14 protein-coding genes are annotated in these 15,757 nt (G+C 54.5%); 11 read left to right on the top strand and 3 right to left on the bottom strand.

Going from position 1 to position 15,757, the window contains the following annotated elements; all coding sequences use genetic code 11:
• The first annotated feature begins 15 nt into the window (after positions 1-15).
• From queA to secF, 5 genes are all read left to right on the top strand, one after another.
• Positions 16-1,083, top strand: coding sequence for a tRNA preQ1(34) S-adenosylmethionine ribosyltransferase-isomerase QueA (queA, locus tag FGI04_RS13680; RefSeq protein WP_019844665.1), 1,068 nt, complete (start codon positions 16-18; stop codon positions 1,081-1,083).
• Between the two features lie 88 nt (positions 1,084-1,171).
• Positions 1,172-2,335, top strand: a complete 1,164-nt coding sequence (gene tgt, locus FGI04_RS13675) for a tRNA guanosine(34) transglycosylase Tgt (protein ID WP_012883732.1) — start codon at positions 1,172-1,174, stop codon at positions 2,333-2,335.
• Positions 2,336-2,401: 66 nt separating this feature from the next.
• On the top strand, positions 2,402-2,737 hold the full coding sequence (yajC, locus tag FGI04_RS13670) for a preprotein translocase subunit YajC (protein ID WP_012770768.1): 336 nt from the start codon (positions 2,402-2,404) through the stop codon (positions 2,735-2,737).
• A 28-nt stretch (positions 2,738-2,765) separates the two neighbouring features.
• Positions 2,766-4,613: a protein translocase subunit SecD gene (gene secD / locus FGI04_RS13665; RefSeq protein WP_342699426.1), complete on the top strand. Its 1,848-nt coding sequence runs from the start codon at positions 2,766-2,768 to the stop codon at positions 4,611-4,613.
• A gap of 10 nt (positions 4,614-4,623) precedes the next feature.
• Entirely contained in the window at positions 4,624-5,595 is a 972-nt protein-coding gene (gene secF, locus FGI04_RS13660; RefSeq protein WP_038913355.1) for a protein translocase subunit SecF, read from the top strand.
• Between the two features lie 79 nt (positions 5,596-5,674).
• On the opposite strand, the gene FGI04_RS13655 is transcribed toward secF, so the two are convergent.
• Both FGI04_RS13655 and mgtA read right to left on the bottom strand, forming a co-directional pair.
• Positions 5,675-6,244 (bottom strand): SadB/YajI family lipoprotein, encoded by a 570-nt coding sequence (locus FGI04_RS13655; protein ID WP_342699427.1) that lies wholly within the window; start codon positions 6,242-6,244, stop codon positions 5,675-5,677.
• Between the two features lie 179 nt (positions 6,245-6,423).
• Positions 6,424-9,135, bottom strand: a complete 2,712-nt coding sequence (gene mgtA / locus FGI04_RS13650) for a magnesium-translocating P-type ATPase (protein WP_407321015.1) — start codon at positions 9,133-9,135, stop codon at positions 6,424-6,426.
• A gap of 463 nt (positions 9,136-9,598) precedes the next feature.
• Here mgtA and nrdR point away from each other — a divergent pair, with 463 nt between their 5' ends.
• The 6 genes from nrdR (at position 9,599) to pgpA (ending at position 13,791) form a co-directional block, all read left to right on the top strand.
• Positions 9,599-10,048 (top strand): transcriptional regulator NrdR, encoded by a 450-nt coding sequence (nrdR, locus tag FGI04_RS13645; RefSeq protein WP_012883737.1) that lies wholly within the window; start codon positions 9,599-9,601, stop codon positions 10,046-10,048.
• A 64-nt stretch (positions 10,049-10,112) separates the two neighbouring features.
• A complete protein-coding gene (gene ribD, locus FGI04_RS13640) occupies positions 10,113-11,225 on the top strand; it encodes a bifunctional diaminohydroxyphosphoribosylaminopyrimidine deaminase/5-amino-6-(5-phosphoribosylamino)uracil reductase RibD (protein WP_407273088.1) in 1,113 nt (370 codons plus the stop codon).
• Between the two features lie 121 nt (positions 11,226-11,346).
• On the top strand, positions 11,347-11,820 hold the full coding sequence (gene ribH / locus FGI04_RS13635) for a 6,7-dimethyl-8-ribityllumazine synthase (protein WP_407336868.1): 474 nt from the start codon (positions 11,347-11,349) through the stop codon (positions 11,818-11,820).
• Positions 11,821-11,842: 22 nt separating this feature from the next.
• A complete protein-coding gene (nusB, locus tag FGI04_RS13630) occupies positions 11,843-12,262 on the top strand; it encodes a transcription antitermination factor NusB (RefSeq protein WP_016941768.1) in 420 nt (139 codons plus the stop codon).
• A 61-nt stretch (positions 12,263-12,323) separates the two neighbouring features.
• Positions 12,324-13,298: a thiamine-phosphate kinase gene (gene thiL, locus FGI04_RS13625; RefSeq protein WP_407336867.1), complete on the top strand. Its 975-nt coding sequence runs from the start codon at positions 12,324-12,326 to the stop codon at positions 13,296-13,298.
• Positions 13,279-13,791, top strand: a complete 513-nt coding sequence (gene pgpA, locus FGI04_RS13620) for a phosphatidylglycerophosphatase A (RefSeq protein WP_016941770.1) — start codon at positions 13,279-13,281, stop codon at positions 13,789-13,791. The genes thiL and pgpA overlap by 20 nt, the downstream gene beginning before the upstream one ends.
• Positions 13,792-13,865: 74 nt before the next feature.
• On the opposite strand, the gene dxs is transcribed toward pgpA, so the two are convergent.
• The gene (dxs, locus tag FGI04_RS13615) at positions 13,866-15,728 is read right to left on the bottom strand and encodes a 1-deoxy-D-xylulose-5-phosphate synthase (RefSeq protein WP_407336866.1); all 1,863 of its coding nucleotides are present in this window, start codon (positions 15,726-15,728) and stop codon (positions 13,866-13,868) included.
• Positions 15,729-15,757: the final 29 nt, after the last annotated feature.

The raw sequence follows: 15,757 nt of genomic DNA, 5'->3' as shown, positions 1-15,757 counted from the left end.
TGTAAGTGAATAGTCATGCGTGTTGCCGATTTTTCGTTTGAATTGCCTGAATCCCTGATTGCCCGCTATCCGCAGGCACAACGTAGCGGTTGCCGACTGTTATCGCTGGATGGCCCTACAGGCGCGGTTGCGCACGGCGTTTTTACCGATCTGCTCGATAAACTCCAGCCAGGTGACCTGCTGGTGTTTAACAACACCCGGGTGATTCCTGCGCGCCTGTTTGGTCGTAAGGCCAGTGGCGGTAAGCTGGAAGTGCTGGTAGAACGCATGCTGGATGATAAGCGTGTGCTGGCGCATGTGCGCGCTTCCAAGGCACCTAAGCCCGGTACAGCATTGTTGCTCGGCGAAGACGAGAGCGTGAAAGCGACCATGCTGGCGCGCCATGACGCCTTGTTCGAGATTCAGTTCGATGATACGCGCGATGTGTTGACCATTCTCAATGACATCGGGCACATGCCATTGCCACCCTATATCGACCGTCCGGATGAAGCCGCAGACCGTGAGCTTTACCAGACTGTGTACAGTCAGCGCCCTGGGGCTGTGGCAGCACCCACCGCGGGTCTGCATTTTGATGAGCCGTTGCTGGCTGCTCTGAAAGAAAAAGGCGTGGAAATGGCCTTCGTGACTCTGCATGTCGGTGCCGGTACCTTCCAGCCAGTGCGGGTTGAGTCTATCGAAGACCATGTGATGCACGCCGAGTATGCCGAAGTGCCGCAGACGGTGGTGGATGCGGTACTGGCCTGTAAAGCGCGTGGTAACCGTGTTATCGCCGTCGGTACGACCTCGGTGCGTTCGTTGGAAAGTGCGGCTCAAGCCAGTGCAAAAGCCGTAATCGCCCCGTTTTTCGGCGATACTCGCATCTTTATCTACCCCGGCTATCACTATCAGGTGGTGGATGCGCTGGTAACCAATTTCCACTTGCCGGAATCGACGTTGATTATGCTGGTGTCGGCGTTTGCGGGTTACCGCCATACGATGGACGCTTACCATCAGGCGGTGGCTGAGCAATACCGCTTTTTCAGTTACGGTGATGCCATGTTCATCACCCGTAACCCGTCGGCGGAACAGGAGCAGGTGGGATAATCCGCCGCCGATCTTTTTCATACCGCAGGCCAGGTTCTGTGGGTATATCAATGATGCCATCAGACTGTTTTCTGATGCTGGAGGTTAAGTGAAGTACGAACTGTTGCAAACGGACGGCCGTGCGCGCCGTGGTCGTCTGGTTTTTGAACGTGGTGTGGTGGAAACCCCGGCATTTATGCCCGTCGGTACCTATGGCACCGTCAAAGGGATGACGCCGGAAGAAGTCAAAGAGACCGGCGCCCAGATAATCTTAGGTAACACCTTCCACCTGTGGTTACGCCCGGGGCAGGAAATCATGAAGCGGCACGGCGATCTGCATGATTTTATGCAGTGGCATGGCCCGATCCTGACCGATTCCGGTGGTTTTCAGGTATTTAGTCTCGGAGATATCCGCAAGATAACCGAAGAGGGTGTGCATTTTCGCAACCCGATCAATGGTGATGCCATTTTCCTGAGCCCGGAAAAATCCATGGAAATTCAGTACGATCTCGGTTCCGATATCGTGATGATTTTCGACGAGTGTACGCCTTACCCCGCAGACTGGGACTATGCCAAGCGGTCGATGGAGATGTCGTTGCGTTGGGCGAAGCGCAGTCGTCAGCGTTTTGACGAATTAAGCAACAAAAACGCGCTGTTCGGCATCGTTCAGGGCAGTGTTTACGAAGATTTACGTGATGTGTCGGTAAAAGGGCTGGTGGACATCGGCTTTGATGGTTACGCTGTGGGCGGCCTCGCGGTCGGCGAGCCGAAGGCCGATATGCACCGTATTCTGGAGCATGTCTGTCCGCAGTTGCCGACGGATAAACCCCGTTACCTGATGGGGGTAGGCAAACCGGAAGATTTGGTGGAAGGGGTTCGCCGCGGTATCGACATGTTTGACTGCGTAATGCCGACGCGCAACGCCCGTAACGGCCATCTGTTCGTGACGGACGGCGTGGTCAAGATTCGCAATGCCAAACATAAAGACGACACCGGACCGCTGGATGAGCACTGTGATTGCTACACGTGTCGCAATTATAGCCGTGCCTACTTGCACCACCTGGACCGTTGTAACGAAATACTCGGCGCGCGCCTCAATACTATCCACAACCTGCGCTATTATCAGCGCCTGATGGCGGGTTTACGCCAGGCTATCGGGGAAGGTAGATTAGAGAGCTTTGTGGCCGAGTTTTACCAGCGCATCGGTAAACCGGTTCCGCCGTTGGCCGATAGCGCGGCGGGAAATGACCATGAAGGTCATGTGCCGCAATAAGCACGTTTGCGTGGCATGAACGTTTTATAGATAACTGTTGTTTTGATAACTAAAGAGGACATTTAAATGAGTTTTTTCATTTCCGACGCTGTGGCAGCAACTGCAGGTGCTCCGGCTCAAGGAAGCCCGTACTCTCTGGTGATTATGCTGGCCGTGTTCGGTCTGATTTTTTACTTCATGATCCTGCGCCCTCAGCAAAAACGTGCCAAGGAACACAAAAAGTTGATGGATTCGATCAGTAAAGGCGATGAAGTGCTGACTAACGGCGGCCTGGTTGGGCGTGTAACCAAAGTGGCGGATAACGGATTTATCACCATTGCCCTGAACGATACCAACGAAGTCGTTATAAAGCGCGATTACGTGACGTCCGTACTGCCGAAGGGTACCATGAAGGCCCTGTAATTTTTCGACTTTCCCGAAGGGAACTACCGTGTTAAACCGCTATCCTCTGTGGAAGTACCTGATGCTGATCGTGACGATCGTCGTCGGTCTGCTCTACGCACTTCCTAACCTGTATGGTGAGGATCCGGCAATTCAGGTCACTGGCGCGCGAGGAACCGCCGCCAGTGAATCTACGCTGGTCCAGATCCAGAATGTTTTGCAAGAACAACATATCGCCAGCAAGTCTATTGCGCTGGAAAACGGTGCCATTCTCGCGCGCTTCTCTACGCCGGACATCCAGCTTCGTGCTCGTGAAGTTTTGGTGAGTGCGCTGGGCGAGAAATATGTGGTTGCCCTAAACCTGGCACCTGCTACGCCTACCTGGCTGAGAATGCTGGGGGCGGAACCGATGAAACTGGGTCTTGACCTGCGTGGCGGTGTGCACTTCCTGATGGAAGTGGATATGGATACTGCGTTAGGCAAGTTGCAGGAGCAGACAATGGATTCCCTGCGCAGCGATCTGCGCGAGAAAGGCATCCAATATGCGTCTGTTCGTAAAGCAGATAATTATGGCGTGGAAATTCTGTTCCGCGACGGTCAACTGCGTGACAACGCCGTGAACTACCTGACTCCGCGCCATCGCGATCTGGTGTTCAGCAATAGCGGCAGTGATGCGCTGCGTGCAGTGATGAGCGATGCGCGTCTGCGCGAAGCCCGCGAATATGCGGTACAGCAGAACATCAACATCCTGCGAAACCGTGTCAACCAGCTTGGTGTGGCCGAACCGTTGGTACAGCGTCAGGGTGCTGACCGTATCGTGGTAGAGCTGCCGGGGATTCAGGACACGGCGCGTGCGAAAGAAATTCTGGGGGCGACCGCCACACTGGAATTCCGTCTGGTAAACAGTAATGTTGACCCGGCGGCGTTAGCCAGCGGTCGTGTGCCGGGCGATACCGAAGTCATGAACATGCGTGATGGTGGCCCGATCGCCTTGTACAAACGCGTGATTCTTACCGGCGACCATATTACCGACTCTACCTCCGGTAATGATGAATACAACCGTCCACAGGTGAATATTTCTCTGGATAGCGCGGGCGGCAACATCATGTCCAATTTCACCAAGGACAACATCGGTAAACCGATGGCGACCTTGTTTGTGGAATACAAGGATAGTGGTAAGAAAGACGCCAACGGTCGCGCGATTCTGGAAAAACAGGAAGAGGTGATTAACGTCGCCACCATCCAGTCACGTCTGGGCAATAGCTTCCGTATTACTGGTATCGACAACCCGAACGAAGCGCGCCAGCTGTCACTGCTGCTGCGTGCCGGTGCGCTGATTGCGCCGATTCAGATTGTAGAAGAACGTACCATCGGCCCGACGCTGGGGATGCAAAACATCACTCAGGGGCTGGAGGCTTGTCTGGCAGGTCTGGCGGTGTCTATCCTGTTCATGATCTTCTTCTATAAGAAGTTCGGCCTGATTGCGACTTCTGCACTGTTGTTGAACCTGGTGCTGGTGGTCGGGGTTATGTCGCTGTTGCCAGGGGCCACGCTGACCATGCCTGGTATTGCGGGTATCGTGTTAACCCTTGCGGTGGCGGTGGATGCTAACGTACTGATTAACGAGCGTATCAAAGAAGAACTCAGCAACGGACGCTCTGTGCAGCAGGCGATCGATGAAGGGTACCGGGGTGCATTTAGCTCCATCTTTGATGCCAACGTCACGACGCTGATTAAAGTCATTATCCTGTATGCGGTGGGTACCGGCTCGATTAAAGGCTTTGCGATCACGACCGGTATTGGTGTGGCGACATCCATGTTTACCGCTATCGTTGGAACCCGTGCCATCGTAAACCTGCTGTACGGCGGCAAGCGCATCAAAAAGCTGTCTATCTGAGGAGTGCGTTGTGGCACAGGAATATACTGTTGAACAATTGAACTACGGCCGTAAAGTGTATGACTTTATGCGCTGGGACTACTGGGCCTTCGCGTTGTCCGGTTTGCTGTTGATCCTGTCTATCGTCGTGATGGGCGTGCGCGGTTTCAACTGGGGGCTGGATTTCACCGGCGGTACGGTTATTGAGATTTCGCTTGAGAAATCGGTCGATCTGGAGCAGATGCGCGAAGCGCTGCAAAAGGCTGGCTTTGCCGATCCACTGGTACAGAACTTTGGTAGCAGCCGTGACATCATGGTGCGTATGCCCCCTGCTCACGATGAATCTGGCGGCCAGGCTCTGGGTAGCAAGGTGGTTAACGTCATCAACGCGTCAACCAGCCAGAATGCGGTCGTTAAACGCATTGAGTTCGTCGGGCCAAGTGTGGGGGCGGATCTGGCGCAGACGGGCGCGATGGCGTTGATGGCTGCGTTAATCTGTATCCTTATCTACGTCGGCTTCCGGTTCGAATGGCGTCTGGCGGCAGGGGTGGTTATCGCGTTGGCGCATGACGTGATCATCACGATGGGGGTGCTGTCGTTATTCAATATTGAAATCGACTTGACCATTGTGGCGTCGTTAATGTCGGTCATCGGTTACTCGTTGAACGACAGTATCGTGGTGTCTGACCGTATTCGTGAAAACTTCCGCAAAATTCGCCGTGGAACGCCTTACGAAATCTTCAACGTGTCGTTGACCCAAACGCTGCACCGTACCTTAATCACATCAGGAACCACCCTCGTGGTGATCCTGATGCTGTACCTGTTCGGTGGAGCGATGCTGAAAGGGTTCTCACTGACGATGTTGATCGGTGTGACCATCGGTACGGCGTCTTCCATCTATGTGGCTTCCGCGCTGGCACTTAAGCTGGGTATGAAGCGTGAGCACATGTTGGTACAGAAAGTGGAAAAAGAAGGTGCGGATCAGCCGTCGCTGTTGCCGTAACTCTATTTACACGTGCGTTGTGGTAACTAAAAACCCGCTGTCCGGCGGGTTTTTTTATGGCTGTTTTCAGGCGAGAAAATCAAGGGTGAGACTGATCCGGTTCACGGTGGCTTTGCCCGGATTCGGCGATGACATCATGGACGCGTACAAAACCGAGTTGCTCCGGTGCCAGGCCAGAAAGTCGCACTTCTATTCTCGCTTCCGAAACCGGGGTGAGCGCAGGTGAGAAGGTGATCAACTGCGTTTGCATGTCGCCAGTCAACGGTTTGCCGCTAACCGGGTCCAGCGACCCCCAGTCAAGTTGCGCCTGGAAAGCAGGTAACGTCAGAGTGTTCATGGTCTGGATAACCAGTAATGCCCGTGTACCATTGGCTTCTGGTTCAACTTTAGTCAGTTCCAGGCTTAACCTGCCGATGCTACTGTCGAGTAAGGCCCGGTTCTGCGCGGCGGGTAGCAGATAGACACCCGAGGTAGAGTTGGCGTTTAACGTATTTTGCTGTTCCAGCGCCATAGCACGGTTAGTGATGTCGTGTAATTTTTGGTCTATCTGACCTAATTCGTTTGTTACGTGGGTAGTCTGCGGTTGTGCACATCCGGCGAGTAGCACAATGGCAGATAACATTGGGATAACGCGGTGGTACAAACGCATAGCCTGTTTCTCCCCGGGACCATAGCAGTTAGTCATGCTTCAATAATGTAGTGTCAGTGTAGACGTGATTTACTGTCTCTTATAGTGAATGAGATGCGGGGAAAAAGATAAGCAGAACAGGCTGAATCAAGAGAGAAAAATCAAGGCGTAGTGGTCATTGACCACCACGCCAGTTGCGGTTATTGCCAGCCATAGTGACGGGTGAAGAAGTCCTTCATGGCTTGGGTGAGCAGAAGATAACCACTCAGGATCGCCAGCAGCCATGGGAAGTAGCTCATCGGCAGCGCTTGCAGTTGCAGGAAACCCGCCAGCGGAGAGAATACCAGACCAATGCCGGTTATCATGACTAAGATCGTCATCATCATCACCGGCCAGGAGGGACGGCTTTGGATAAACGGAATCCGCCGGGTACGGATCATGTGCACAATCAGTGTTTGTGAGAGCAACCCTTCAATGAACCAGCCGGACTGGAACAGGGTTTGTGCCTCTGGTGTATTTGCGTGGAAGAACCACCACATCAGTGAGAATGTCAGCACGTCGAAAATGGAGCTAATCGGGCCGAAGAACACCATGAATCGACCGATATCGCCTGCATTCCAGCGTTGAGGTTTTTTGACCTGATCGTCGTCCACGTTATCGAACGGGATAGCTATCTGCGAAATATCGTACATCAGGTTTTGGATCAACAGATGCAGCGGCAACATCGGCAAAAACGGCAGGAAGGCGCTGGCAATCAGTACACTAAAGACGTTACCGAAGTTGGAGCTGGCCGTCATTTTGATGTATTTCAGCATGTTGACAAAGGTACGACGCCCTTCGATGACGCCTTCTTCCAGTACCATCAGGCTTTTTTCCAGCAGAATGATATCCGCCGCCTCGCGGGCGATATCCACCGCCGAGTCCACCGAAATACCGATATCCGCTGCCCGCAGTGCTGGCGCGTCATTGATGCCATCTCCCATAAAGCCGACCACATGGCCTTCGGAACGCAGCAAACGGACAATACGCTCTTTGTGTAATGGCGTCAGACGGGCAAACAGCGTGGTGTCGCGGGCGGCTTGCGTCAGTTGTTCATCACTCAGCGCATCAATGTCACGGCCAGTCAGAATACCGGTCAGCTCAATATCCACTTCGCGACACACTTTAGCGGCCACCAGCTCGCTGTCGCCGGTGAGGATTTTTACTGTCACACCGTTATCCTTCAGCGCTTTCAGCGCTGGGGCGGTACTTTCTTTCGGCGGATCGAGAAAAGCGATGTAACCTTCCAAAATCAGGTCGGATTCGTCGACCCGGCCGTAATCCTGACGGTCGGCAGGCATCACTTTGCTGGCAACGGCCACCACCCGCAGGCCCTGACGGTTCAGGTCATCTGTCAGATGGCGAATGCGAGATAATAAGCTGGCGTCCAGCGGCAGGAGTTGTTCAGCATGGCGCACCTGAGTACAGGCGCTCAGGGTTTCCTCCAGCGCGCCTTTGCAGATTAACAGATGTTCATGACTGTTTTCCGCGACGACAACCGACATACGGCGGCGCTCAAAATCAAACGGAATTTCGTCCACTTTGCGCCAGCGGGACAGTTCAGCTTGCTGTTCCTCGCATGGAATACCCGCCAGCACCGCTTGATCAAGCAGATTGCGCAGCCCAGTCTGGTAGGCGCTGTTCAGCCAGGCACGACGCAATACGCGCTGGCAGCTATTCCCGAATGCATCGGTGTGGCATTCCAGCACGATTTTATCCTGCGTCAGTGTCCCGGTTTTATCGGTACACAGGATGTCCATAGCACCAAAGTTCTGGATGGCATCCAGCCGTTTGACGATCACCTTCTGGCGAGACAGTTTGACCGCGCCTTTTGCCAGCGTTGAGGTGACGATCATCGGCAACATTTCTGGTGTCAGACCGACCGCGACTGACAGAGCAAACAAGGCGGCTTCCCACCAGTCACCTTTGGTGTAGCCATTGATAAGCAACACGATTGGCGTCATCACCAGCATAAAGCGGATCAACAGCCAACTGACGCGGCTGATACCTAGCTGGAACGCGTTTATTTCACCGGGATGTTGCACCACACGGCCTGCCAGTTGACCAAACCAGGTGTTGCTGCCGGTAGCAATGACCATAGCCAGTGCGGTACCGCTGACCACGTTTGTCCCCATAAAGCAGAGGGTGTCACATTCCAGCGCAGTGGCGGCATCGCTCTGGCGGCTGTTGGCTACTTTCTCCACAGGGAGAGATTCGCCGGTGAGCGACGCCTGACTGATGAACAGATCGCGTGCTTGTAATATACGCAGATCGGCTGGGATCATATCGCCTGCGGCCAGCTTCACTAGGTCGCCCGGCACCAGTTGATCCAGCGGGATATCCTGAAAGTCGCTATAACCGCTGTGGGAATCGCTGCGCAGCACGGTGACCTTATTGCTGACCATCGCTTTCAGGGCATCGGCCGCTTTACCAGAACGCGCTTCCTGAATGAAATTGAGCAGGGTCGAAATCAGCACCATCAGCGCGATAACCAGTGCGGCAGTCAGATCTTCCGTGGCATAAGAAATCATGCCCAGCAACGTCAGTAACAGGTTGAACGGGTTACGATAGCAACGCCATAAGTGCCGCCACCAGGGCAAGGGCTGCTCGCCAGGAATACGGTTATCGCCATGCTGCGCCCGCACCCGTGTTACTTCATCCGCCATTAATCCGTCGGGATGGCTGGCGAATTCCTGATATAAGGCTGTTTCATCAAGACGGGCCAGACGCAGACAACGTGCCGCCATGGTATCCGTCATGGCCTGACTGGCGTTCACTTTTCCATCTGGCATCAGGTCGCGCTGGAACAGGCGACGCGGCAGATGAAGGCTAAGTTGTGAAAACAGCTGTCGTGTGAGTCGAATAAACAGCATAAACAATACTCCCTGCCGTAGCCGAAAACGCTACAGCCTGATAACACGCAGGAGCCGTAAGCCTGCATGCGGCTACTAAATCAAAAGCAGGGACGAATTGAACGCCGCTGCCTTGCCTGTGTTAGCCGGCAAGGCAGCAAAAGCTGACTTACCGGTGAATGACGCGTTGTCCTGGATGAGGATTCGGGTCAGGTCCCATTGAGGGGTCTCCGGTAGTGAAACGGTATGAAACTTGGGGAGTTTCCGCTTGATAATCTTGAGATGCCAGATGGCGATGAGCCGTTGATTGCTATCGACAAACCACATAATCAAGAAGCGGCATTACTGTAGCCTAACTCACTTCAATCGAAGCTAAACCACCGTGCAGTCGACACAGAAAAAAGGCGTCGTACCGGCATTTGGGTTATAAGCGGAATTCGGGGTAAACTAGGTCAGGTTTATAAGGCTATGGTCTGGAAACGTTATGCATTGTCCTTTTTGTGCCGCAGTAGATACCAAGGTCATTGATTCTCGTCTGGTCGGCGAAGGGTCGCAGGTTCGTCGACGCCGTCAGTGCCTGGTATGCAATGAGCGTTTTACTACCTTTGAGGTGGCGGAGTTGGTGATGCCGCGCGTCATCAAGAGTAATGATGTGCGTGAGCCGTTCAATGAGGACAAACTGCGCAGTGGGATGTTGAAAGCACTGGAGAAACGCCCGGTCAGCTCTGATGACGTGGAAATGGCCATCACTCACATCAAATCTCAATTGCGGGCGACCGGCGAGCGTGAAGTGACGGCCAAGATGGTGGGCAATCTGGTTATGGATGCGCTCAGAAAGCTCGACAAAGTTGCTTATATCCGTTTTGCATCGGTATATCGCAGCTTTGAGGATATCCGCGAATTTGGCGAGGAAATCGCCCGTCTGCAGGATTAATCGTGCGTTGTTTTTTGCGTATCGCGCGCTTCCAACATGATTCTTAATCCAGGATAAGCACCGGATGGCTACATACTCTGATGAATTCTATATGGCCCGCGCGCTGGAGTTAGCTCGCCGCGGCCGCTTTACTACGGCACCGAATCCGAATGTCGGGTGTGTGATCGTCAGAGATGGCGAGATAGTCGGTGAAGGGTACCACCAGAAAGCCGGCGAGCCCCATGCAGAAGTGCATGCGTTACGTATGGCAGGCGACAAGGCTCGTGGCGCTACGGCGTATGTGACGCTGGAACCCTGTAGCCATCACGGACGTACCCCACCTTGTGCCGATGCCTTGGTCGCGGCGGGTGTGGCGCGGGTCGTGGCCGCGATGCAAGACCCTAACCCACAGGTAGCCGGGCGTGGCTTGCATCGTTTACAACAGGCGGGTATCGCTGTGCATCACGGCGTCCTGATGGATCAGGCAGAAAAAATTAACCGCGGCTTTTTAAAACGCATGCGCACCGGTTTCCCGTATGTACAACTCAAGCTCGGCGCGTCGCTGGATGGCCGAACGGCGATGGCTTCCGGTGAAAGTCAGTGGATAACCTCGCCGCAGTCTCGTCAGGATGTACAGCGTTTTCGTGCACAGAGTGCCGCTATTCTCAGTAGCAGTGCTACCGTGCTGGCAGATGACCCGTCGCTGACCGTGCGCTGGTCAGAACTGGATGCCGATACCCAGCGCCTTTATCCGCAAAGCGCGGTACGCCAGCCGGTACGCGTCATCGTCGACAGTCAGTCACGTGTGACGCCGCACCATCGTCTGGTGAGTCAGCCGGGTCAGACCTGGCTGGCGCGAGCGAGTCAGGATGCGCAGCCCTGGCCGGATGGCGTGGAGCAACTGACCATGCCGTTGCATGGCGGCGGTATTGATCTGGTGGCGCTGATGATGACGCTGGGCAAGCGTCAGATTAATACGGTCTGGGTCGAAGCGGGTGCTCACCTGGCCGGAGCTCTATTGCAGGCTGGTGTGGTGGATGAACTGATTGTCTATCTGGCTCCGACATTATTAGGTGATGCGGCCCGGTCGTTGTGCGTATTGCCTGGGTTGGAACAGTTGTCGCAGGCCCCGATGTTTGATATGACCGATGTTCGCCAGATTGGTCCAGATGTTCGCCTGACACTGAAGCCTCGTTAGTCTGTTTCTGCGCGCGTTGAGGTGGCGGATATCCGTTACAGGGTCAAAAGCGGATACGCGCCCGGAAGAATATGATAGAATCCGCCCCCCTGCGGGGTCGTAAAACAATCAAAGGAAAGCTATGAACATTATTGAAGGTGTTGTTGCCGCTCCGAATGCCCGCGTGGCGATTGCTATTGCCCGTTTCAATCACTTTATCAATGACAGCCTGCTGGAAGGCGCGTTGGACGCGCTCAAACGTATTGGTCAGGTGAAAGAAGACAACGTCACCGTGGTGTGGGTACCGGGTGCCTATGAATTGCCGCTGACCGTGCGTGCGCTGGCTAACAGTCAGAAGTATGACGCCGTGGTAGCTCTGGGTACGGTGATTCGCGGCGGTACAGCGCATTTTGAATTCGTTGCCGGTGAATGCAGTTCCGGCCTGTCTCATGTCGCGATGAATAGCGACATTCCGGTCGCCTTCGGTGTGCTGACTACGGAAAGTATCGAGCAGGCTATCGAGCGCGCCGGCACTAAAGCGGGGAACAAAGGGGCGGAAGCCGCTCTGACCGCGCTTGAAATGATCAATGTATTACACTCAATCAAGTCAGCCTGATTTATTTTGTAAGGGGTATTCCGTGAAACCTGCTGCTCGTCGCCGCGCTCGTGAATGTGCGGTTCAAGCGCTTTATTCCTGGCAGTTGTCCAAAAATGATATTGCCGATGTTGAACTCCAGTTCCTGAGCGAGCAGGATGTCAAAGGTGTGGACATCGCCTATTTCCGCGAGCTGCTGGCGGGTGTCGCCACTCAGGCGGAAAAACTGGATGCCCAGATGGCACCGTATCTTTCCCGTCAGTTAGATGAACTCGGGCAAGTTGAGCGGGCTATTTTGCGTCTGGCGGTGTATGAGCTTAGCAAGCGCGAAGATGTACCGTACAAGGTTGCCATCAACGAAGCGATTGAGTTGGCTAAAGTGTTCGGTGCCGAAGACAGCCACAAGTTTGTCAACGGCGTGCTGGACAAAGCCGGGCCACACTTGCGGCCGGGTAAAAAATAAGTCAGTCAGGGCCGGTTTTCCGGCCTTGGTTTTTTTTAGGTTACCACTATCTGGAAAAAGTATGGCTCAAGGTGAGTTTGACGTGATTGCCCGCTATTTCAATCGGGCTGGCTATTCACGACGGGGTGTTGAACTGGGGATCGGTGATGATTGCGCCCTGTTAAACATTCCGGACAAACAACTGCTGGCAGTCAGCACGGATACGCTGGTCTCCGGCATTCATTTTCTGCCCGATATTGACCCTGCCGATCTGGCGTATAAATCACTGGCGGTCAACCTGAGTGATTTGGCGGCGATGGGCGCAGATCCTGCCTTTGTGTCGCTGGCGCTCACGTTGCCGGACATTGATGCGGACTGGCTGGCCGCCTATAGCGACAGCCTGTTTGAACAGCTTTCTTACTATGATATGCAACTGATAGGCGGTGATACCACGCGTGGGCCGCTTAGCATGACGCTGACTATTCAAGGGTTGGTGCCAGCAGGACGTGCGCTCAAGCGTAGTGGAGCACGTATCGGCGACTGGATTTATGTCACCGGAACGCTGGGGGACAGTGCGGCAGGGTTGGCCATCTTGCAGCACAGTCTACAGGTGCCGGATGCTGATGATCGCCAATGGCTGTTGCAGCGCCACCTGCGTCCTCAGCCTCGCATTTTGCAGGGGCAGGCGTTGCGCGATCTGGCCAGTGCGGCTATCGATCTGTCTGATGGATTAACGTCAGATTTAGGACACATCCTTAAAGCCAGTGATTGCGGCGCACGTATCAATCTGGAGGCATTGCCTTACTCTGATGCACTGCTGCGGCATACCGACCCGGAACAGGCTATGCGCTGGGCGCTTGCTGGCGGTGAAGACTATGAGCTGTGCTTTACGGTACCCGAACTGAATCGGGGCGCGTTAGAGGTAGCGATTGGTCATCTGGGGGCCAGTTACACCTGTATCGGCCAGATTGGGCCGGCGTCGGAAGGAATGAGTTTCTTTCATTCCGGTCAGCCGGTGGACGTCAATCTGAAAGGGTATGACCATTTTGACCAGTGAGAGCAAAGGATCGTTAGTTGCCAAACGCCGCCTGCGGATGAGTAATCCGTGGCATTTTCTGGCAACCGGTTTTGGCAGCGGTTTATCGCCGTGGATGCCAGGCACCGCCGGTTCGCTGGCGGCCATTCCTGTGTGGTATCTGTTGATGCTGCTGCCGTTACAGCTGTATTCACTGCTGGTGATGCTCAGCATCTGCGTAGGGGTTTACCTTTGCCACCGTACCGCCAAAGATATGGGCGTACATGACCATGGCAGCATCGTCTGGGATGAGTTTGTCGGCATGTGGATCACTCTGATAGCGGTGCCTTCAACCCACTGGGGCTGGGTCGCCGCCGGGTTTGTGATTTTCCGGATCCTGGATATTCTTAAACCCTGGCCTATCCGGTGGTTTGATCGTCATGTCCACGGCGGTATGGGCATCATGGTTGACGATATTATTGCTGGTGTTATCGCTGCGGCCATATTGTATGTGGCTGGGTATGTGGTTGGGTAATAGTCTGCGGGTGGTTGCCAGCGCTAAAAAAACCGGGATATTCCCGGTTTTTTTCTGCCTGTTGGTGGCCAGTATCAGGCCAGCCAGTTTCGAATGCGACGTTCGATGCCAGCAGCATCCAGCGACAGCTCGGTGCGGATTTCCGCTTGTGAGCCTTGCGGAATAAAGATATCAGGCAGGCCCAGATTGAGTACGGGGACGGGCAGACGATTCGCCATCAGGTATTCATTCACACCGCTACCGGCACCGCCCATCACGGCGTTTTCTTCCAGCGTCACCAGCATATCGTGGCTGGCAGCCAGCGAGGCGACCAGCGCTTCATCCAACGGTTTGACGAATCGCATGTCCACCAGTGTGGCGTTGAGTGCGTCGGCTGCCTGTTGTGCTTCTGGTAACAACGTACCGAAATTCAGAATCGCAATCTTCTCGCCCTGACGTTTAACGACGCCTTTGCCGATAGGCAGGGTTTCCAGCGGAGTGAGTTCAACACCCAACACATTGCCGCGTGGGTAACGAACTGCACACGGCCCCTGCTGATAGTGATAACCGGTATGCAGCATTAACCGGCATTCGTTCTCGTCGCTGGGGGTCATGATCACCATCTGTGGAATACAGCGCAGGAACGACAGGTCAAACGCACCCTGATGCGTTTGACCATCTGCGCCAACGATGCCGCCACGATCGATAGCAAACAGCACCGGCAGGTTCTGAATGGCCACATCATGGATGACCTGATCGTAGGCACGTTGCAGGAACGTGGAATAAATCGCCACGACCGGGCGATAACCGCCAATCGCCAGGCCAGCAGCAAAGGTCACCGCATGTTGCTCGGCAATAGCGACATCAAAGTACTGCTGCGGGTAGGTGCGCGAAAACGATACCATGCCGGAGCCTTCACGCATGGCTGGGGTAATGGCCATCAGCCGGGAGTCTGCTGCTGCGGTTTCTTTCAGCCATTCGCCGAAAACGGCGGAATAGGTCGGCAGCGCTTCTTTATTCTTCGGCAAGGTACCACTAGCCGGGTCGAATTTCGGTACGGCATGCCAGCTGATCGGGTCCTGCTCAGCAGGGGCATAGCCTTTGCCTTTCTTGGTCATGATATGCAGCAACTGCGGGCCTTTCAGACTGCGCATATTCTTCAGGGTATGCACCAGTGATTGCACGTCATGCCCATCAACCGGGCCGATATAGTTAAAGCCCAACTCTTCGAACAGCGTACCCGGCACCACCATTCCCTTCAGGTGTTCCTCGGTACGTTTAACCAATTCTTTGATTGGCGGCAGGCCGGACAACACTTTCTTGCCACCCTCACGCAAGGTGGAGTAGAGCTTGCCGGAGAGCAATTGCGCCAAATGGTTGTTCAGCGCACCGACATTTTCGGAAATCGACATTTCGTTGTCGTTCAGGACGACCAGCATGTCTGGTTTGATATCACCAGCATGATTCATGGCTTCAAACGCCATACCGGCGGTGATCGCGCCATCACCAATCACGCAGACGGTGCGCCGTCCCAGGCCTTCGCGCTCCGCCGCCACCGCCATACCGATACCAGCGCTGATGGACGTGGAGGAGTGGCCGACGCTCAGAACGTCATATTCACTTTCGCCACGCCACGGGAACGGGTGTAGCCCGCCTTTTTGGCGAATAGTGGCGATACGGTCACGCCGCCCGGTCAGGATCTTGTGGGGATACGCCTGATGACCGACATCCCATACCAGATGGTCGAAAGGCGTGTTATAGACGTAATGCAACGCCACAGTCAGCTCGACTGTACCCAGACCTGAGGCAAAATGCCCGCTTGAGCGGCTGACGCTGTCCAACAGATACTGTCGCAGTTCATCGCACAATTTAGGCAGGCTTTCCCGTGGCAGCAGGCGCAGTTCCTCAGGATTTTCCGCCAGCGCCAGCGTAGGGTATTTCGCTATATCAAAGGTCATTGGATACTCATCAAGCGGTATTGGTATTA

Origin of the sequence: Dickeya ananatis, from assembly GCF_019464615.1 — a bacterium.
Taxonomy (GTDB): Bacteria; Pseudomonadota; Gammaproteobacteria; order Enterobacterales; family Enterobacteriaceae; genus Dickeya; species Dickeya oryzae.
This window is presented reverse-complemented; position numbering and strand designations above follow the sequence as displayed.

Coding starts and splice junctions, on each gene's coding strand:
- dxs (WP_407336866.1), bottom strand. CDS start 15,728: ATGACCTTTGATATAGCGAAATACCCTACGCTGGCGCTGGCGGAAAAT.
- thiL (WP_407336867.1), top strand. CDS start 12,324: ATGGCTCAAGGTGAGTTTGACGTGATTGCCCGCTATTTCAATCGGGCT.
- nrdR (WP_012883737.1), top strand. CDS start 9,599: ATGCATTGTCCTTTTTGTGCCGCAGTAGATACCAAGGTCATTGATTCT.
- pgpA (WP_016941770.1), top strand. CDS start 13,279: ATGACCATTTTGACCAGTGAGAGCAAAGGATCGTTAGTTGCCAAACGC.
- queA (WP_019844665.1), top strand. CDS start 16: ATGCGTGTTGCCGATTTTTCGTTTGAATTGCCTGAATCCCTGATTGCC.
- yajC (WP_012770768.1), top strand. CDS start 2,402: ATGAGTTTTTTCATTTCCGACGCTGTGGCAGCAACTGCAGGTGCTCCG.
- mgtA (WP_407321015.1), bottom strand. CDS start 9,135: ATGCTGTTTATTCGACTCACACGACAGCTGTTTTCACAACTTAGCCTT.
- FGI04_RS13655 (WP_342699427.1), bottom strand. CDS start 6,244: ATGCGTTTGTACCACCGCGTTATCCCAATGTTATCTGCCATTGTGCTA.
- ribD (WP_407273088.1), top strand. CDS start 10,113: ATGGCTACATACTCTGATGAATTCTATATGGCCCGCGCGCTGGAGTTA.
- ribH (WP_407336868.1), top strand. CDS start 11,347: ATGAACATTATTGAAGGTGTTGTTGCCGCTCCGAATGCCCGCGTGGCG.